Origin of the sequence: Bacteroides sp. L008, assembly GCF_040812255.1 — a bacterium.
In the GTDB taxonomy this organism is placed as follows: domain Bacteria; phylum Bacteroidota; class Bacteroidia; order Bacteroidales; family Bacteroidaceae; genus Bacteroides; species Bacteroides vicugnae.
In genome coordinates, this window is sequence record NZ_JBFNXO010000002.1 from 411279 (window position 1) to 430671 (window position 19393).

Consider the following 19393-nt stretch of genomic DNA (forward strand, 5'->3'; position numbering starts at 1 on the left):
TTATATATTTATTATTGCTTCAACAGTACGATCATCTTCAGTGAGAAGTCGAAAAATACCATTTTAGCATTTACATTTTGTTCTATATGTAGTTGCGCTTCGCTTAATTCGTCCATGATACCCATCACATTACGTTCGTTGACAAAAGGTGCAAAGCGGGTTGCAAAATTCTGTTCGTTAATAGTCATATACGTCAGATCGCGCTGGTGCAGGTTGAAGATAAAGTTTTCGCGGATCATACGTTGGCAATATTCCAGAAAGTTTTTCTGGCGTTCGCGTCCCATGCTGGCCACCTGTTCACTCCACATCTTCATCTCCTTTATTTTCCGTTGATAGGATAAGCGCATCAGGTTGACAAAGAGCTCGAAGAATAACTGATTCTCCTCATTCAGATGAATCGTTTCGAGTGCCTTGACGAAATTTCCGTTTGCCAGATGGGCAATCGAGATGCTATCCGCAGGCTGAACATGATATTTACTCTGCAATACCCGGTCGATGCTGGCTTCGTCAATTTTCCGCACATTCATACGTTGAGTACGGCTCAAGATGGTAGGCAGAATCATGTCCGGAGCTTCGGAAACCAATAGAAAAATCGTCTTTTCGGGTGGCTCCTCAAGCAGTTTCAGCAACTTATTGGCGCATACCGGGTGCATTTTCTCCGGCAACCATACAATCGTAATCTTGAATCCACCCTCACTGGATTTCAGACTGAGCTTCTTCAGGATCTCATCGCTCTCTTTGGCATAAATCAACGCTTGCGAGTTCTCCGCATCCATTTCACCCAACCAATGGTTGAGGTTGAAATAAGGATTGTTGATAACGAATGGCCGCCAATCGGCAATATAATCATCACACACTTCTTTCTTGCCTTTCGCACTTTTCACGATGGGGAATACGAAATGCACATCCGGATGTACCAGCTTATTGAATTTCACACAAGACGGACAGACACCGCAAGCATCTTCCTCGCCCCGATTGGTGCAACTGATGTAGCGTGCGTATGCGATAGCCAATGGCATTTTACCAACTCCCTCGGGACCGCAAATGAGTTGGGCATGTGGAATACGCCCCTCGTTCACTTCCTGAATGAGTCGTTGCTTGATTTCTTCTTGTCCGATTACGTCTTTGAAAAACATATCAATAAATGATTTTGGCTACTTCCTTGATACTGTCTACTGCTCCGATGGAGTAGAAATGGATGCTCGGAACCCCATGTTCCATCAACTCCTTGCATTGAGCCACGCACCATTCAACACCCACCTGTTCGGCTTCCGCGTCATTCTTGCATTTCAATGCTTCTTTCACCAGAGCTTCCGGCAAATCCACCTTGAATGTTTTGGGGACCATGCTTAGTTGGGAGATTTTCTTGAAAGGCTTGATTCCCGGAATGATAGGTATGTTGATACCTGCTGCCTTAGCCTGCTCCACAAAATCGAAATATTTCTTATTATCGTAGAATAATTGTGTTACAGCATACTCTGCACCAGCTTCTACCTTCTTTTTCAGCCAGTAAAGATCTGTCTCTATGTTAGGAGATTCTTCATGCTTTTCCGGATAACACGCCACGCCATACGAGAAAGGACTGGCGGTGACTTTCATTTCTGAACCGTCAACGAAGATTCCCTTATTGAAATTATTAATCTGCTCCTGCAATTCAATCGCATGATGATATCCGTCTCCTTCGGGAGTAAAGACCGATTCATGTTTAGCCTTGTCCCCACGAAGTACCAGCAAATCTGTGATATTCAGAAATTGCAAATCCAGCAATACATATTCGGTTTCCTCACGCGTGAAACCACTGCACAGGATATGAGGAACCACAGTAATATTATATTTATTCTGAATGGCTGCCGCTACGGCAACTGTTCCCGGACGTCTTCTCAGGCGGTTTCTCTGAAAGAGCCCGTTGCCGAGATCTTTGTAGACATATTCGCTGCGATGCGTGGTGATATTGATATATTTCGGATCAAATTCTCGAAGAGTGTCGATTGTCTGATAGAGCTTTTCGATTCCGGTTCCCTTCAAAGGAGGGAGAATCTCGAAAGAAAAAGCTGTACCTTTACTGTTATTTATTAAATCAATTACTTTCATTCCTTTTCGTTGATGTTGTTATCTACTTGGATTAAACATGCATATTGGGACAAAAATACGAAAAAAGAAAGATTTCTTCTTGATTTGTTTGAAAATAGTTTGGTTTTTATCGCACTATTACATAAAAGAGGGCATATCCTGTATTTCGGACGCACCCTCTCTCACCTAATCATTATTAAATTAGAATTTACTTTTCGAGAAATGATTTCTTCATTCTGGCAATGTCAGTCAGATAATCTTGTAAATCTTGTTCATGTTCTTCCTCTTCGGCAAGAATATGTTTGGCGATATCACAAGTGGTGAAATCTTTCCCGTTAGTAAAGTCGGCAATTTCCTGATAACGGAGAATGGCACAGCGTTCGGAAGCAACATTATCCTTCAGCAAACTGACTGAATCGAAGCCTTGCGGAGCATCATATTTGCATCTTGCCAGTTCGAACCATTGTTTCGGATCAAGTACCGGAACCCCTTCCAGCTCGATGATACGGTCGGCAAGCAACTGTGCATGTCTACGTTCTTCTTCGGCATGTTCCTCGAACTCACCTTGTACGTCGGCACGCATGGCGCCTTCCACTACTAATGCACCTACCCAATATTGGTAATATGCCAACCACTCTTCAGCCAATGCTGCGTTCAACTGTGAAATTAAACTTTCTACATCTAATTTACCTTGTAGGATTTTTACACTTTCTCTAGCCATAATTTTAAAGTTTAGGTTACTATGTTTAAATCGCTAATGTAACAGACGGAGGTTCTTTTTGTTTGAGTATCCCGGAGGTTTTAACAGAAAGAATGCATTGCATTGTGCAGCTCCTTCTTTTTTAATAGAACATGGATGCTTTTAATATTTCATTTCAACTAAATTTTTGTATCACTTTTACCCTCACACCCTCACACCTTCGCTCAATCCCTTTATTCATCGTGGTTACAACGTGTGAGGGTAAGTGCGGTAGTAGGGTGAGGGTAAAAAGTTACCCTCACCCTGTCTCGTCCTGATTCTATCTTAAACAGTTTATAATAAGTGTCTTGTCTATTCGCTTTTATCCTATACTCTCCTATACAATAGACGTCAATGTCTTATATAATAGATGTTTATCCCTCGTGATTCTTCTGATAAGCCCTAATGTCTTTTAACAGCTCACTGCAGTGAACGAATTTGTTTACATCTGATAGCTTATTTGTTTACTGCAGTGAGCCCTTGCCAACTACTAAGCAAATGAATATTGAACATAAGAAGAAAGCCTATGAAGTGGTATGTCTTATAAAGAAAGACACCTGTATGCTGAAATTAGGATAGTAATTTATTTATTGATTAGTAGGAGCGAATTATAAACAAAAGTAGAGTGATAACGGATAACTATTCTCACTTTTTTATGTGTTCTTGTCCTGTAGAAATCTATTTTTTTAGTTTGTTTCTTTAAGAGTACTTCTCTTTTTACCTTCTCTTTGCGAATATCTTTTTGCTATTTGCTCTATACGCGCGTATGTAATATAATAAGGTGTCCTTTCCTGTCTGTTTTCATATATATGCAACATATATGAAGAAAAATATATTCTACAACATCGTTATGATTCAGTAAGTTAGGATGAATACCCGAAAATAATTAGAAAAAATAGTCAGATATATTTGGATGTTATTGATAACTTGTCTACTTTTGCACCCGCTTTGCTAGAGAGACAGAGCCTAATGATTGACATTCTGCTATAAGATGAAGGCCACGGAAAATAAAAACAAAAAACTTTGAAAAAAGTTTGGAAGTTATCTGAAAAAGTCCTTATCTTTGCATTCGCTTTCGAAAAGAAAGCAGGCGCGGCGGAAGCCACGTTAGTTCTTTGAAATATTGATAAACAATACAAGTAGTACAAGTAAAAATAGAACCGTCAATGCTTGTCTTATGAAGTAGCGATACAATTAAGGCTGATAGGTATTTGAATAAGGTCAATAAATTTACGGCGTCCTGAACAGAGCAAATAATCATCTTAACTGATGATAAAAATACTTTTACAATGAAGAGTTTGATCCTGGCTCAGGATGAACGCTAGCTACAGGCTTAACACATGCAAGTCGAGGGGCAGCATTTCATTTTGCTTGCAAAGTGAAGATGGCGACCGGCGCACGGGTGAGTAACACGTATCCAACCTGCCGATAACTCGGGGATAGCCTTTCGAAAGAAAGATTAATATCCGATAGCATATCAATCCCGCATGAGATTGATATTAAAGAATTTCGGTTATCGATGGGGATGCGTTCCATTAGTTTGTTGGCGGGGTAACGGCCCACCAAGACTACGATGGATAGGGGTTCTGAGAGGAAGGTCCCCCACATTGGAACTGAGACACGGTCCAAACTCCTACGGGAGGCAGCAGTGAGGAATATTGGTCAATGGACGTAAGTCTGAACCAGCCAAGTAGCGTGAAGGATGACTGCCCTATGGGTTGTAAACTTCTTTTATATGGGAATAAAGTATTCCACGTGTGGGATTTTGTATGTACCATATGAATAAGGATCGGCTAACTCCGTGCCAGCAGCCGCGGTAATACGGAGGATCCGAGCGTTATCCGGATTTATTGGGTTTAAAGGGAGCGTAGGTGGATTGTTAAGTCAGTTGTGAAAGTTTGCGGCTCAACCGTAAAATTGCAGTTGAAACTGGCAGTCTTGAGTACAGTAGAGGTGGGCGGAATTCGTGGTGTAGCGGTGAAATGCTTAGATATCACGAAGAACTCCGATTGCGAAGGCAGCTCACTAGACTGTCACTGACACTGATGCTCGAAAGTGTGGGTATCAAACAGGATTAGATACCCTGGTAGTCCACACAGTAAACGATGAATACTCGCTGTTTGCGATATACAGTAAGCGGCCAAGCGAAAGCATTAAGTATTCCACCTGGGGAGTACGCCGGCAACGGTGAAACTCAAAGGAATTGACGGGGGCCCGCACAAGCGGAGGAACATGTGGTTTAATTCGATGATACGCGAGGAACCTTACCCGGGCTTAAATTGCATTTGAATATGTAGGAAACTATATAGCCGCAAGGCAAATGTGAAGGTGCTGCATGGTTGTCGTCAGCTCGTGCCGTGAGGTGTCGGCTTAAGTGCCATAACGAGCGCAACCCTTATCTTCAGTTACTAACAGGTCATGCTGAGGACTCTGGAGAGACTGCCGTCGTAAGATGTGAGGAAGGTGGGGATGACGTCAAATCAGCACGGCCCTTACGTCCGGGGCTACACACGTGTTACAATGGGGGGTACAGAAGGCAGCTACCTGGTGACAGGATGCTAATCCCAAAAACCTCTCTCAGTTCGGATCGAAGTCTGCAACCCGACTTCGTGAAGCTGGATTCGCTAGTAATCGCGCATCAGCCATGGCGCGGTGAATACGTTCCCGGGCCTTGTACACACCGCCCGTCAAGCCATGAAAGCCGGGGGTACCTGAAGTACGTAACCGCAAGGAGCGTCCTAGGGTAAAACTGGTAATTGGGGCTAAGTCGTAACAAGGTAGCCGTACCGGAAGGTGCGGCTGGAACACCTCCTTTCTGGAGTGATGCCGTAAACGATGTAATTCTGCATGAATAATGTAAAATACGACATCGTAAAAAAAGTGACTTTAAAGGTTCTGTTTTTGTACTACTGGTACTTGTTTATTTATAATATATAGATCAACCATCTATAGAAGTATAGATAGAGATAAACAAGAGAAAAAAGAAGCCGAGTCTAACATACAGGTAGACAAGGTTGAATTATCGAGCAAGAGAGAGCAGAAGCGATGCTTGCATCGATTATGCCGAAAGCAGCCGATAATGCGTAGAACATAGTCCTATAGCTCAGTTGGTTAGAGCGCTACACTGATAATGTAGAGGTCGGCAGTTCAACTCTGCCTGGGACTACCAAGCTCAAGAACGAGGAAATGCCGCGTAAGCGGAATACAGTAATTCTTGATAACCTCTTGGGGGATTAGCTCAGCTGGCTAGAGCATCTGCCTTGCACGCAGAGGGTCAACGGTTCGAATCCGTTATTCTCCACGATCTCTGAAAAGAGAAACGATCTTTGACATGATGTACAAAAAGTAAAATTTTAGTAAGAGCTAAAAGTATATATCAAACCGTACGTGATTGATATTGTCATTGAGTATTATTTTTTAATTCTCAATTCTCAATTTTCAATTTAAGAAGTTTGAAAGAAAGTAAGCAAGGGCGCATGGCGGATGCCTTGGCTCTCGGAGGCGATGAAGGACGTGATAAGCTGCGATAAGCTTCGGGCAGGTGCAAATAACCTTTGATCCGAAGATTTCCGAATGGGACAACCCGGCATTCTGAAGGAATGTCATCCATCCTAGATGGAAGCTAACGCAGGGAACTGAAACATCTTAGTACCTGTAGGAAAAGAAAATAATAATGATTCCCCTAGTAGTGGCGAGCGAACGGGGATTAGCCCAAACCAATGTTGTTACGGCAATATTGGGGTTGTAGGACCACGACATCGCAAGACATTTCATGAGTAGAACCCTTTGGAAAATGGGACCATAGACGGTGATAGTCCGGTATACGAAGTGAAACGAAGCGTAGTGGTATCCTGAGTAGCGCGGGACACGAGAAATCTTGCGTGAATCTGCCGGGACCATCCGGTAAGGCTAAATACTCCCGAGAGACCGATAGCGAACCAGTACTGTGAAGGAAAGGTGAAAAGCACTTCGAATAGAAGAGTGAAATAGTCCCTGAAACCGTGCGCCTACAAGCGGTCGGAGCTGCGTAAGCAGTGACGGCGTGCCTTTTGCATAATGAACCTACGAGTTACTTTTTCCGGCAAGGTTAAGTGTCTCAAGACATGAAGCCGAAGCGAAAGCGAGTCTGAACAGGGCGATTAGTCGGAAGGAGTAGACGCGAAACCAAGTGATCTACCCTTGGTCAGGTTGAAGGTTAGGTAACACTAACTGGAGGACCGAACCGATAAGCGTTGAAAAGCTTCCGGATGAACTGAGGGTGGGGGTGAAAGGCTAATCAAACTTGGAGATAGCTCGTACTCCCCGAAATGCATTTAGGTGCAGCCTTGGGAATTACTACTGTGAGGTAGAGCGACTGATAAGATGCGAGGGCTTCACCGCCTATCAAGTCTTGATAAACTCCGAATGCGCAGTAGTTCGATCCCAGGAGTGAGGGCATGGGTGCTAAGGTCCATGTCCTAAAGGAGAAGAATCCAGACCATCAGCTAAGGTCCCGAAATAATTGCTAAGTTGAACTAACGAAGTCAGATTGCTAAGACAGCTAGGATGTTGGCTTGGAAGCAGCCATTCATTTAAAGAGTGCGTAACAGCTCACTAGTCGAGGAGTTTGGCGTGGATAATAATCGGGCATTAAGCAATTTACCGAAGCTATGGGATCAGTAATGATCGGTAGGGGAGCATTCCACTCTGCGTCGAAGGTGAAGCGTGAGCTTTGCTGGAGCGTGTGGAAAAGCAAATGTAGGTATAAGTAACGATAAAGGGGGTGAGAAACCCCCTCGCCGAAAGACTAAGGTTTCCTGATCAACGCTAATCGGATCAGGGTTAGTCGGGTCCTAAGGCTCAGCCGAACGGTGAGGCCGATGGCAGAACAGGTTAATATTCCTGTACTACCTTAAAGAGTGACGTGGAGACGGAGGAGTGACAGCGCCGCGGACTGACGGAATAGTCCGTTGAAGGGTGTAGATGTTGATTGCGGCAGGCAAATCCACCGCAAGAGTCGAACCTGATAGTATACCGAATTCTTCGGAATGAGGTAATAGTGCGTGTAAACATACTCCCAAGAAAATCCGCTAAACTTAATCTTTAAGGTACCCGTACCGCAAACGGACACACGTAGTCGGGTTGAATATACTAAGGCGCTTGAGTGATTCACGGTTAAGGAACTAGGCAAATTGACCCTGTAACTTCGGGATAAAGGGTCCCAACGAGAGTTGGGCGCAGAGAATAGGTCCAGGCAACTGTTTAACAAAAACACAGGGCTGTGCCAAATTGAAAGATAACGTATACAGCCTGACACCTGCCCGGTGCTGGAAGGTTAAGAGGAGATGTCATCGCAAGAGAAGCATTGAATTGAAGCCCCAGTAAACGGCGGCCGTAACTATAACGGTCCTAAGGTAGCGAAATTCCTTGTCGGGTAAGTTCCGACCTGCACGAATGGTGTAATGATCTGGACACTGTCTCAACCGTGAGCTCAGTGAAATTGTAGTATCGGTGAAGATGCCGATTACCCGCGATGGGACGAAAAGACCCCGTGAACCTTTACTATAGCTTAACATTGAATTTGGGTAATTGATGTGTAGGATAGGCCGGAGACTTTGAAGCAGGTACGCCAGTATTTGTGGAGTCGCTGTTGAAATACGGCCCTTTGATTATTTGAGTTCTAACTCGTAGATACGAGGACACTGTTTGGTGGGTAGTTTGACTGGGGTGGTCGCCTCCAAAAGTGTAACGGAGGCTTCTAAAGGTGCCCTCAGGACGATTGGTAACCGTCCGTAGAGTGTAATGGCATAAGGGCGCTTGACTGGGAGACAGACAAGTCGATCAGGTAGGAAACTAGAGCATAGTGATCCGGTGTTTCCGTATGGAAGGGACATCGCTCAAAGGATAAAAGGTACTCCGGGGATAACAGGCTGATCCCTCCCAAGAGCTCATATCGACGGAGGGGTTTGGCACCTCGATGTCGGCTCGTCACATCCTGGGGCTGGAGAAGGTCCCAAGGGTTGGGCTGTTCGCCCATTAAAGTGGCACGCGAGCTGGGTTCAGAACGTCGTGAGACAGTTCGGTCTCTATCTATCGTGGGCGTATGAAATTTGCGTGGCTCTGACACTAGTACGAGAGGACCGTGTTGGACTGACCGCTGGTTTACCAGTTGTGCCGCCAGGTGCATTGCTGGGTATCTAAGTCGGGATTGGATAAGTGCTGAAAGCATCTAAGTACGAAGCCAGCCACAAGATTAGATTTCTTAGGGTCGTCAAAGACGATGACGTTGATAGGATGCAGGTGTAAAGGTGGTAACATCAAAGCCGAGCATTACTAATTGCCCGTTCACTTTCTTTCGAACATGTACCGGTTGGGTATATACGTTTAGCTTTCTAGACACTGAATTTTTACTTTTCATCATGTCATAACCTTATTCAGGTGGTTATAGCACGAGGGTTCCACCTCTTCCCATTCCGAACAGAGAAGTTAAGCCTCGTCACGCCGATGGTACTGCGTAACAGTGGGAGAGTAGGTAGCCGCCGTTTTTAAGAAGCCTCGCTTGTCTATTGGACGGGCGAGGCTTTCTGTTTTTTTATTACTTTGGTATTTATATCGCCGTTTTTAACAGATACAAACCTCATAATACCTATTAAAAAAGTGAATATTTACTGATAATTTGTATGTTATGAGGATATTTATTTGTATCTTTGTCGCCCGAATTGTAAGCTAACGATTTAAAAAAGAGAGAAGCTTTGGGAAAGTTTGATAAATACAAAATTGACTTGAAAGGAATGCAAACAGACTCTGCTAAGTATGAGTTTGTATTGGATAACCTTTACTTCGCTCACATTGATGGTCCTGAAGTTCAGAAAGGAAAGGTGAATGTTACATTGACCGTGAAAAGAACCTCTCGTGCTTTCGAGCTGAGTTTTCAGACTGAGGGAATGGTATGGGTACCATGTGACCGTTGTCTGGATGATATGGAGTTGCCTATCAGTTCTTCTGATAAACTGATGGTAAAGTTTGGACATGAATATGCAGAAGAAGGTGACAACCTGATTGTGATTCCCGAGGAAGAAGGGGAAATCAACGTTGCATGGTTCATGTATGAGTTTATTGCACTCTCTATACCCATGAAGCATGTACATGCTCCCGGTAAGTGTAATAAAGCGGTAACCAGTAAATTGAACAAGCATTTGAAAACGAATGCGAATGAGGATAGCGATGATACTTTCGACACAGGTGGAGATGACATCGTAATTGAGGAAGAAGTGGAGGAACAAATTGATCCTCGTTGGAATGAATTAAAAAAAATATTAGATAATAATTAAAGTTTTAAGAAAATGGCACATCCTAAGAGAAGACAATCAAGTACGAGACAAGCGAAGAGAAGAACTCATGATAAGGCAGTAGCTCCTACATTGGCTATTTGTCCGAATTGCGGCGAATGGCACGTTTACCACACTGTATGTGGTGCTTGCGGCTATTACAGAGGTAAGCTCGCTATTGTGAAAGAAGCAGCTGTATAATTAGTACAGTTATACTGAAACAGCCTGGGGGTGAAACTCTCCGGCTGCTTTAAGTATTATAGTATTGCTAATTAAAAATAGGTTTGATGGAAAAAATAAATGCAGTAATCACAGGAGTCGGCGGGTACGTACCCGATTATATCTTGACTAACGATGAGATATCAAAAATGGTGGATACCAACGACGAATGGATTATGACTCGTATCGGAGTAAAGGAAAGACATATTCTGAATGAGGAAGGATTAGGTAGTTCATATATGGCGCGCAAAGCTGCCAAACAGTTGATGAAGAAGACTGGCGCTAATCCTGATGACATTGATTTAGTTGTTGTTGCTACTACTACTCCTGACTATCACTTTCCTTCTACAGCTTCTATTCTTTGTGATAAACTCGGACTGAAGAATGCTTTTGCCTTCGATTTGCAGGCTGCTTGTAGCGGATTCCTGTATTTGATGGAGACAGCTGCTAATTTCATCCGTTCGGGAAGATATAAGAAAATTATCATTGTCGGTGCCGATAAGATGTCGTCAATGGTTAACTATACAGATCGTGCTACATGCCCTATCTTCGGTGACGGTGCTGCTGCCTTTATGGTGGAACCGACTACGGAAGATTACGGGATCATGGATTCGATACTGAGAACAGATGGTAAGGGATTGCCTTTCCTCCACATGAAAGCTGGTGGTTCGGTTTGTCCTCCGTCTTATTTCACAGTAGACAATAAGATGCACTATTTGCACCAGGAAGGAAGAACAGTATTTAAATATGCTGTATCCAACATGTCGGATGTCTCTGCTGCAATCGCAGAAAAGAATGGCCTGACGAAAGATAGTATTGACTGGATTGTTCCGCATCAGGCGAATGTCCGTATCATCGAGGCTGTGGCACACCGTATGGAGGTGCCAATGGATAAAGTGTTGATAAATATTGAGCATTACGGTAACACGAGTGCCGCTACACTTCCTCTGTGTATCTGGGATTATGAAGATAAACTCAAGAAAGGCGATAACATCATTTTCACTGCATTCGGTGCCGGATTTACTTGGGGCGCAGTATATGTGAAATGGGGTTATGATGGAAAGAAGGAATCGTAACGTAAGTTACTGAACTATAACACTCAAAAACGCATCCTATTTCGATTCGATGCGTTTTTTTGTCTCAACCAATAAAATAAAGAGAAATGCATAAAGCAGGTTTTGTAAACATCGTAGGAAATCCGAATGTCGGAAAATCGACATTGATGAATGTCTTGGTAGGCGAACGTATTTCGATCGCTACCTTCAAAGCGCAGACTACTCGTCACCGGATTATGGGAATCTATAATACGGATGAAATGCAGATTGTTTTTTCTGATACTCCGGGTGTGTTGAAGCCCAATTATAAACTACAGGAGTCTATGTTGAATTTTTCTACTTCGGCATTGACGGATGCGGATATCTTGCTTTATGTAACGGACGTGGTGGAGACGCCGGATAAGAATAATGAGTTTATGGAAAAGGTGCGTCAGATGACGGTGCCTGTTCTCTTGCTCATCAATAAGATAGATCTTACAGATCAGGAAAAACTGGTAAAGCTGGTGGAAGAGTGGAAAGAGTTGCTTCCCCAAGCCGAAATTATTCCGATTTCTGCTACATCAAAGTTCAATGTAGACTATGTAATGAAGCGGATCAAAGAACTGCTGCCCGATTCTCCTCCTTATTTTGGAAAGGATCAGTGGACGGATAAGCCTGCCCGTTTCTTCGTGAATGAGATTATCCGGGAAAAGATTCTGCTCTACTACGATAAAGAGATCCCCTATTCGGTGGAGGTTGTCGTAGAAGAGTTTAAGGAAGAACCGAAGAAGATTCATATTCGGGCGGTGATTAACGTGGAACGTGATTCGCAGAAAGGAATCATTATCGGTAAACAGGGAAAGGCGTTGAAGAAGGTGGCTACCGAGGCTCGCCGTGAACTGGAACGTTTCTTTGGAAAGACTATTTTCCTCGAAACGTATGTGAAAGTGGATAAGGATTGGCGTAGTTCGGATAAGGAACTCCGCAATTTTGGTTATCAGTTAGATTAAGAGTATTCATGCGACTGTGATAGTCGTGAAAAAACAAGGTATTGAACTATGGGTAATTTAGTTGCAATTGTAGGACGCCCGAATGTGGGCAAGTCTACCTTATTTAACCGTCTGACGAAGACTCGTCAGGCTATTGTGAATGAAGAAGCGGGTACAACCCGCGACAGACAATATGGCAAGTCTGAGTGGCTGGGCCGTGAATTCTCTGTGGTGGACACCGGTGGATGGGTGGTCAACTCGGATGATGTCTTTGAAGAGGAAATCCGTAAGCAGGTATTATTGGCCGTGGAAGAAGCGGATGTCATTCTGTTTGTAGTGGATGTGATGAATGGAGTGACTGACTTGGATATGCAGGTAGCTGCTATTCTGCGTCGTGCTAATAGTCCGGTGATTATGGTTGCTAATAAAACGGATAATCACGATTTACAATATAACGCTCCCGAATTCTATAAACTGGGATTGGGCGATCCGTATTGCGTCTCTGCCATGACAGGAAGTGGTACGGGTGATTTGATGGACTTGATTGTCAGCAATTTCAAGAAAGAATCATCTGAAATTCTGGATGATGATATTCCTCGTTTTGCTGTGGTAGGACGTCCGAACGCCGGAAAGTCTTCCATTGTAAATGCATTTATTGGGGAAGAACGTAATATCGTAACAGAGATTGCCGGAACTACCCGCGACTCTATCTATACTCGTTACAATAAATTCGGATTTGATTTTTACCTGGTGGATACAGCGGGTATCCGTAAGAAAAACAAGGTAAATGAAGATTTGGAATATTATTCAGTCGTTCGTTCGATTCGTTCTATCGAAGGTTCGGATGTTTGTATTTTGATGTTGGATGCTACAAGAGGTGTTGAGGGGCAGGACTTGAATATCTTCTCTCTGATTCAGAAGAATCAGAAAGGACTGGTAGTTGTTATCAATAAGTGGGATTTGGTGGAAGATAAATCTGTGAAAGTACAGAAAGCGTTTGAGGAAGCTGTTCGCTCGCGTTTTGCTCCGTTTGTCGATTTCCCGATCATCTTTGCTTCTGCACTGACTAAACAACGTATTCTGAAAGTGCTTGAAGAAGCACGTAGTGTGTATGAAAACCGGACGACAAAGATTCCGACCGCACGTTTGAATGAAGAAATGCTTCCGTTGATCGAGGCTTATCCGCCTCCTTCCAATAAAGGTAAGTATATCAAAATTAAATATATCACACAGTTGCCGAACACACAAGTGCCTTCATTTGTATATTTCGCCAACTTGCCGCAGTATGTGAAAGAGCCATACAAACGTTTCCTCGAAAATAAGATGCGTGAGAAATGGAATCTGACAGGTACGCCGGTTAATATTTATATTCGACAGAAATAAAATTCACCACAGAGGACACGGAGGACACAGGGAAATAATAAATCAAAGACACGGACTGTCTCAACTATATAAATATAGATTGGGGCAATCCGTGTCTTCTTATAAAATAAAACTCTGTGTCCTCCGTGTCCTCTGTGGTGAACCTATTTTTCCAACTGGAAATCTTTTCGGCGTAACACGAAACTATTACTCAAGTATTTTTCACGCACAATCTGATTTTCCGATAGTTCTTCCGGTGTCCCCTGGAAAAGGATCTTTCCTTCGAACAGCAGATAGGCGCGGTCTGTGATACTAAGCGTCTCCTGTACGTTGTGGTCGGTAATCAGGATTCCGATATTCTTGTCTTTCAGTTTCCATACAATTTGCTGGATATCTTCTACGGCAATCGGGTCGACACCGGCAAAAGGTTCGTCAAGCATGATGAATTTGGGGTCGATGGCAAGACAACGGGCAATTTCTGTACGGCGGCGCTCACCTCCCGACAACTGGTTACCTTTATTTTTGCGTACCTTTTGCAGGCGGAACTCTGCAATCAGGCTTTCGAGTTTCTCTTTTTGATATTCTTTGGGCTTGTTGGTCATTTCCAGTACAGAGGCGATATTATCTTCCACGCTCATCTGGCGGAAAACGGAAGCTTCCTGTGCAAGGTAGCCGATTCCTGTTTGTGCGCGTTTGTAAACCGGATATTTGGTAATCTCCAAGTCATCGAGGAAAATACGTCCTTCATTAGGAGTAATCAGCCCTACAGTCATATAGAATGAAGTCGTCTTACCGGCACCGTTCGGTCCCAGCAAACCTACAATCTCACCCTGCTTCACATTGATGGAAACGTGGCTTACAACGGTTCGTTTACCGTACTTTTTAACCAAGTCTTCCGTGCGGAGCACCATCTTGCTTTCTTCCATATTCTAGTTATTTTGCGGCAAATGTAGTAAAAATAAGCTGAAATAATGTACATTTGCAGACAAATAGTGTGAGTTATGATAAAAGCATTGAGAACCGTCGGGAGATATTTTATACTGATGGGACGGACTTTTTCCCGCCCCGAGCGTATGCGTATGTTCTTCCGGCAATACCTTAACGAGTTGGAGCAGCTAGGTGTAAACTCCATCGGTATTGTGCTGTTGATTTCGTTTTTCATTGGCGCAGTGATTACCATTCAGATTAAGTTGAATATCGAAAGTCCATGGATGCCCCGCTGGACAGTGGGATATGTGACACGTGAAATTATGTTGCTGGAATTTTCTTCCTCCATCATGTGCTTGATTCTTGCCGGAAAAGTCGGGTCGAATATCGCTTCCGAATTAGGAACGATGCGGGTGACACAACAGATTGATGCGCTCGAAATTATGGGTATCAATTCGGCGAACTACCTGATTTTGCCTAAGATTACGGCGATGGTGACTGTTATCCCTATTCTAGTGACGTTTAGTATCTTTGCCGGAATCATCGGTGCCTTTTGCACATGTTGGTTTGCCGGGGTTATGAATGCTGTCGATCTCGAATATGGTTTGCAGTATATGTTTAACGAATGGTTTATCTGGGCGGGTATCATCAAATCCCTCTTTTTTGCGTTTATCATTGCAAGTGTGTCCGCTTTCTTCGGATACACGGTAGAGGGAGGTTCGATTGCTGTAGGAAAGGCTTCTACGGATGCCGTAGTGTCCAGCAGTGTATTGATTCTGTTTTCAGACTTGATATTAACTAAACTTTTGATGGGATGATTGAGATTAAAGGACTTTATAAATCATTTGATGACAAGACAGTATTGAGTGATATCAATGCTGACTTTGAAAATGGAAAGACAAACTTGATTATCGGTCAGAGTGGTTCCGGTAAGACGGTGTTGATGAAATGTATTGTAGGATTGCTGACTCCGGAGAAAGGAGAAGTCTTGTATGACGGACGTAACCTTGTCCTAATGGGGAAGAAGGAGAAGAAGATGCTTCGCAAGGAAATGGGAATGATTTTCCAGAGTGCGGCTCTTTTTGACTCTATGACCGTATTTGATAATGTGATGTTTCCACTGAATATGTTTAGCAACGATATCTTGCGTGACCGGGTCAAACGGGCGATGTTCTGTCTGGATCGTGTGAATCTGGGGGAAGCGAAAGATAAGTTTCCGGGAGAAATCAGTGGTGGTATGCAGAAGCGTGTCGCTATTGCGCGTGCGATTGCCTTGAATCCGCAATATCTGTTTTGTGATGAGCCGAACTCGGGGCTGGACCCGAAAACGTCATTGGTGATTGATGATCTGATCCACGATATTACGCAGGAATATAACATGACGACCATTATCAATACGCATGATATGAACTCTGTATTGGGGATTGGTGAGAAGGTGATTTATATTTATGAGGGACATAAAGAGTGGGAAGGTACGAAAGATGACATCTTTACTTCTACCAATGAACGACTGAATAACTTTATCTTTGCTTCCGACTTGCTCCGTAAGGTGAAGGACGTGGAAGTGCAAGGAATGGAAGGGTAATAAAAAAACTTCTGTCATCAGGTGACAGAAGTTTCTTTTTTTCTTAGCTATGTTAGCGTCGGCAATTAAGCTCTAGGTCTAGCTTCTTTAACTACCATTGTACGACCCATGTATTCAGCTCCGTTCAATTCAGCAATAGCTTTTGCAGCTGCAGCGTCGTCTTCCATTTCGATGAAAGCGAATCCTTTGGATTTACCGGTTTCACGGTCCATAACAACTTTAACTGATGATACTGCTCCGTAATCTTCCATCACTTGTTGCAGATCTCCTTCCTTAACACGGTAGTTAAGGTTTCCAACATAAATGTTCATAATGAAAATGATAAAAAAATAAATAAATGAATAAAACTCTCTGGATAGATGGTTACTAATAAAAAGATTAAAACGACAGAGAGTTTACAAATGCGTTCTGGTAACGGAAGTAAAAACCTTGTAATCAAATCGAGAAACTAATGGTCCATCAATCCGCAACAAAGAAAAGAATAATTTTTGGATTAACCATCTTTTTGGAAAGTTAATTTGCGGATTATCAGAAAAAAAGTTCTTTCCTTTTCTCTTGAAAGAAAAGAAAGAACCAAAGAAAAGTTGGAGAAAGCCCTTACGCTCGGTATCCTCAAGCGAGCTTGCGGCTACACTCATTAAATCGGGCTTTTCAAGGCTGACTTTTTTCTCCTACTCGCTTCCTACACTACGCTAAAGGGCAGAAACTCGCTACGCTCAAACAATCTGCCCTTCTTAACGCTCCGTTACGGGCACTCGCTTGACGGAGAAAAAAGTAGGCCGGGGGAACCTGGCGGGGTGGGTGTTGATGGGGAATTTTCATTGTTTAGGTGTGGGTATGAGCAGAATATCAGTGAAATATCAATAAAAGATGTGTGAAAGATGGGTGGCGTTGCTGAAATAAATCTGCAATGTCTTTTGAAATTTGAAAGATTAGCACTAATTTTGCACCCTCTTTGAGTATAGAACAAAGTATAAATCAAATAAATAATTGTCAGAATGAACGTTTCATTACAAAACATTGACAAAGTAAGCGCAGAGCTTACTGTAAAGCTTGAGAAAGCCGATTATCAGGAGAAAGTAGATAAAGAGTTGAAGTCGCTCCGTCAGAAGGCACAGATTCCGGGATTCCGTAAAGGTATGGTTCCGACAAGTCTTATTAAAAAGATGTATGGTAAGTCGGTAATTGCAGAGGTTGTGAATAAGGCACTGCAAGAAGCTGTTTACAATTATATTAAAGAAAATAAGGTGAATATGTTGGGCGAGCCGTTGCCTAACGAAGAAAAGCAACAGAATATTGATTTCGATACAATGGAAGAATTCGATTTCGTATTCGACATCGCTTTGGCACCTGAATTTAAAGCAGAAGTAAGTGCTAAAGATAAAGTGGATTATTATACTATCGAAGTTTCTGACGAAATGATCGACAACCAGGTGAAGATGTATACTCAACGCACTGGCAAGTATGATAAGGTAGACTCTTACGAAGATAATGATATGCTGAAAGGTCTGCTGGCACAGTTGGATGAAGAAGGTAACACAAAAGAAGGCGGTATTCAGGTAGAAGCTGCTGTGTTGATGCCTGCTTACATGAAGAACGACGATCAGAAAGCTATTTTTGCTAATGCAAAAGTAAATGATGTATTGGTGTTCAATCCGAATGTGGCTTATGACGGACATGCTGCCGAACTGGGTTCTTTGTTGAAGATTGACAAGGAAATCGCAAAAGACGTGAAATCTGATTTCAGCTTCCAGGTAGAAGAAATCACTCGTTTTGTTCCGGGTGAATTGACTCAGGAAGTATTCGACCAGGCATTCGGCGAAGGTGTTGTGAAGACTGAAGAAGAATTCCGCGCTAAGATTAAAGAAGAAATCGCAGCTAGATTTGTGGCTGACAGCGATTATAAATTCCTGATCGACATTCGTAAGGTGATGATGGAAAAAGTAGGTAAGCTGGAATTCTCTGATACCCTGCTGAAACGTATCATGTTGCTGAACAACGAAGAAAAGGGAGAAGAATATGTTGCTGAAAACTATGATAAGAGCATCGAAGAACTGACTTGGCACCTGATTAAGGAGCAGTTGGTTGAAGCAAACGATATCAAAGTAGAACAGGAAGATGTTCTGAAGATGGCTAGAGAAACAACGAAGGCACAGTTTGCTCAATACGGTATGTTGTCTATTCCTGACGATGTGCTTGACAACTATGCACAGGAAATGTTGAAGAAGAAAGAAACTATCAATAATTTGGTAAGTCGTGTGGTAGAAGTGAAGCTTGCTGCTGCTCTGAAAGCGCAGGTTACTTTGGAAAACAAGAACGTTTCGATCGAAGAATTCAATAAAATGTTTGAGTAATCATTCGGTTGAATAAAATATAAAGTCACAGAAACACAGAGTTTTTATAAAATTATAACTCTGTGTTTTTTTGTGTCTCTGTATTCTTTTTCGTTTCTTTGTACTTACGTTTATTTTTAATTTATAAGAAAGGAACAATTAACATGGATGATTTTAGAAAATACGCAACCAAGCATTTAGGAATGAATGGCATGGTATTGGATGATGTGATTAAGTCGCAGGCCGGGTATTTGAATCCCTATATTCTGGAAGAAAGACAGTTGAACGTAACCCAACTCGATGTTTTCTCCCGTTTGATGATGGACCGCATCATTTTCCTCGGTACACAAGTAGATGACTATACAGCTAATACGCTTCAGGCACAGTTGTTGTATCTGGATTCTGTGGATCCGGGTAAGGATATCTCTATCTATATCAACTCTCCGGGCGGAAGTGTATATGCCGGACTGGGCATTTATGATACGATGCAGTTTATTTCAAGTGATGTTGCTACCATCTGTACAGGTATGGCAGCTTCAATGGCGGCTGTATTGCTGGTTGCCGGTGCTGAAGGTAAACGTTCTGCATTGCCTCACTCACGTGTGATGATTCATCAGCCGATGGGGGGTGCGCAAGGACAAGCGTCAGACATTGAAATCACAGCGCGTGAGATTCAGAAATTGAAGAAAGAACTTTATACGATCATCGCTGATCATTCGCATACTGATTTCGATAAAGTATGGGCGGACTCTGACCGCGACTACTGGATGACAGCTCAGGAAGCGAAAGAGTACGGTATGATTGATGAGGTATTGATTAAGAAATAAA

Annotated in this window: 15 protein-coding genes, 2 tRNA genes and 3 rRNA genes; 14 read left to right on the forward strand and 6 right to left on the reverse strand. The window is 42.9% G+C overall.

Annotated elements, in window-relative coordinates:
- Positions 1-11: 11 nt before the first annotated feature.
- The 3 genes from AB3G73_RS20845 to AB3G73_RS20855 all read right to left on the reverse strand — a co-directional run bounded on the left by AB3G73_RS20845 (position 12) and on the right by AB3G73_RS20855 (position 2791).
- The gene (locus AB3G73_RS20845) at positions 12-1136 is read right to left on the reverse strand and encodes a DNA polymerase III subunit delta (protein ID WP_320978817.1); all 1125 of its coding nucleotides are present in this window, start codon (positions 1134-1136) and stop codon (positions 12-14) included.
- 1 nt (position 1137) lies between these two features.
- Positions 1138-2091 carry a methylenetetrahydrofolate reductase [NAD(P)H] gene (gene metF / locus AB3G73_RS20850; RefSeq protein WP_074558936.1) on the reverse strand — a complete coding sequence of 318 codons (954 nt, stop codon included), beginning with the start codon at positions 2089-2091 and terminating at the stop codon, positions 1138-1140.
- 187 nt (positions 2092-2278) lie between these two features.
- The gene (locus AB3G73_RS20855) at positions 2279-2791 is read right to left on the reverse strand and encodes a ferritin-like domain-containing protein (protein ID WP_004299950.1); all 513 of its coding nucleotides are present in this window, start codon (positions 2789-2791) and stop codon (positions 2279-2281) included.
- A 1304-nt stretch (positions 2792-4095) separates the two neighbouring features.
- Here AB3G73_RS20855 and AB3G73_RS20860 point away from each other — a divergent pair.
- From AB3G73_RS20860 to der, 10 genes are all read left to right on the forward strand, one after another.
- A 16S ribosomal RNA gene (locus tag AB3G73_RS20860) occupies positions 4096-5624 on the forward strand.
- A 277-nt stretch (positions 5625-5901) separates the two neighbouring features.
- Positions 5902-5978 (forward strand) — tRNA-Ile (locus tag AB3G73_RS20865).
- 58 nt (positions 5979-6036) lie between these two features.
- A tRNA-Ala gene (locus tag AB3G73_RS20870) sits at positions 6037-6110 on the forward strand.
- Positions 6111-6265: 155 nt separating this feature from the next.
- Positions 6266-9145 (forward strand): 23S ribosomal RNA (locus tag AB3G73_RS20875).
- 77 nt (positions 9146-9222) lie between these two features.
- A 5S ribosomal RNA gene (gene rrf, locus AB3G73_RS20880) occupies positions 9223-9333 on the forward strand.
- Together the 16S, 23S and 5S rRNA genes with 2 tRNA genes alongside form the textbook arrangement of a ribosomal RNA operon.
- Before the next feature lie 207 nt (positions 9334-9540).
- The gene (locus AB3G73_RS20885; RefSeq protein ID WP_074559974.1) at positions 9541-10119 is read left to right on the forward strand and encodes a DUF177 domain-containing protein; all 579 of its coding nucleotides are present in this window, start codon (positions 9541-9543) and stop codon (positions 10117-10119) included.
- A 12-nt stretch (positions 10120-10131) separates the two neighbouring features.
- Positions 10132-10317 carry a 50S ribosomal protein L32 gene (gene rpmF / locus AB3G73_RS20890; RefSeq protein ID WP_074559973.1) on the forward strand — a complete coding sequence of 62 codons (186 nt, stop codon included), beginning with the start codon at positions 10132-10134 and terminating at the stop codon, positions 10315-10317.
- Between the two features lie 86 nt (positions 10318-10403).
- Positions 10404-11411: a beta-ketoacyl-ACP synthase III gene (locus AB3G73_RS20895; RefSeq protein ID WP_195648657.1), complete on the forward strand. Its 1008-nt coding sequence runs from the start codon at positions 10404-10406 to the stop codon at positions 11409-11411.
- A gap of 86 nt (positions 11412-11497) precedes the next feature.
- Positions 11498-12379 carry a GTPase Era gene (gene era, locus AB3G73_RS20900; RefSeq protein ID WP_004297147.1) on the forward strand — a complete coding sequence of 294 codons (882 nt, stop codon included), beginning with the start codon at positions 11498-11500 and terminating at the stop codon, positions 12377-12379.
- A gap of 48 nt (positions 12380-12427) precedes the next feature.
- Positions 12428-13741 carry a ribosome biogenesis GTPase Der gene (gene der, locus AB3G73_RS20905; protein ID WP_004297149.1) on the forward strand — a complete coding sequence of 438 codons (1314 nt, stop codon included), beginning with the start codon at positions 12428-12430 and terminating at the stop codon, positions 13739-13741.
- A gap of 143 nt (positions 13742-13884) precedes the next feature.
- Here the strand turns inward: der and lptB are convergent, their stop codons facing one another.
- Entirely contained in the window at positions 13885-14646 is a 762-nt protein-coding gene (gene lptB, locus AB3G73_RS20910) for an LPS export ABC transporter ATP-binding protein (protein WP_004297152.1), read from the reverse strand.
- Positions 14647-14721: 75 nt separating this feature from the next.
- Here lptB and AB3G73_RS20915 point away from each other — a divergent pair, with 75 nt between their 5' ends.
- Both AB3G73_RS20915 and AB3G73_RS20920 read left to right on the forward strand, forming a co-directional pair.
- A complete protein-coding gene (locus tag AB3G73_RS20915; protein WP_148366593.1) occupies positions 14722-15465 on the forward strand; it encodes an ABC transporter permease in 744 nt (247 codons plus the stop codon).
- On the forward strand, positions 15462-16232 hold the full coding sequence (locus AB3G73_RS20920) for an ABC transporter ATP-binding protein (RefSeq protein ID WP_148366592.1): 771 nt from the start codon (positions 15462-15464) through the stop codon (positions 16230-16232). Before AB3G73_RS20915 ends, AB3G73_RS20920 begins: the two co-directional genes overlap by 4 nt.
- Positions 16233-16297: 65 nt before the next feature.
- Here AB3G73_RS20920 and AB3G73_RS20925 read toward each other — a convergent pair whose 3' ends face one another.
- Both AB3G73_RS20925 and AB3G73_RS20930 read right to left on the reverse strand, forming a co-directional pair.
- Positions 16298-16543, reverse strand: coding sequence for an RNA-binding protein (locus AB3G73_RS20925; RefSeq protein WP_004297160.1), 246 nt, complete (start codon positions 16541-16543; stop codon positions 16298-16300).
- Positions 16544-16627: 84 nt separating this feature from the next.
- Positions 16628-16870, reverse strand: a complete 243-nt coding sequence (locus AB3G73_RS20930; RefSeq protein ID WP_195648655.1) for a hypothetical protein — start codon at positions 16868-16870, stop codon at positions 16628-16630.
- Between the two features lie 360 nt (positions 16871-17230).
- Here AB3G73_RS20930 and tig point away from each other — a divergent pair, with 360 nt between their 5' ends.
- Both tig and clpP read left to right on the forward strand, forming a co-directional pair.
- Positions 17231-18586, forward strand: coding sequence for a trigger factor (tig, locus tag AB3G73_RS20935; protein ID WP_148366591.1), 1356 nt, complete (start codon positions 17231-17233; stop codon positions 18584-18586).
- A gap of 143 nt (positions 18587-18729) precedes the next feature.
- Positions 18730-19392 (forward strand): ATP-dependent Clp endopeptidase proteolytic subunit ClpP, encoded by a 663-nt coding sequence (clpP, locus tag AB3G73_RS20940; protein ID WP_004297164.1) that lies wholly within the window; start codon positions 18730-18732, stop codon positions 19390-19392.
- The last annotated feature ends 1 nt before the right edge of the window (position 19393 follow it).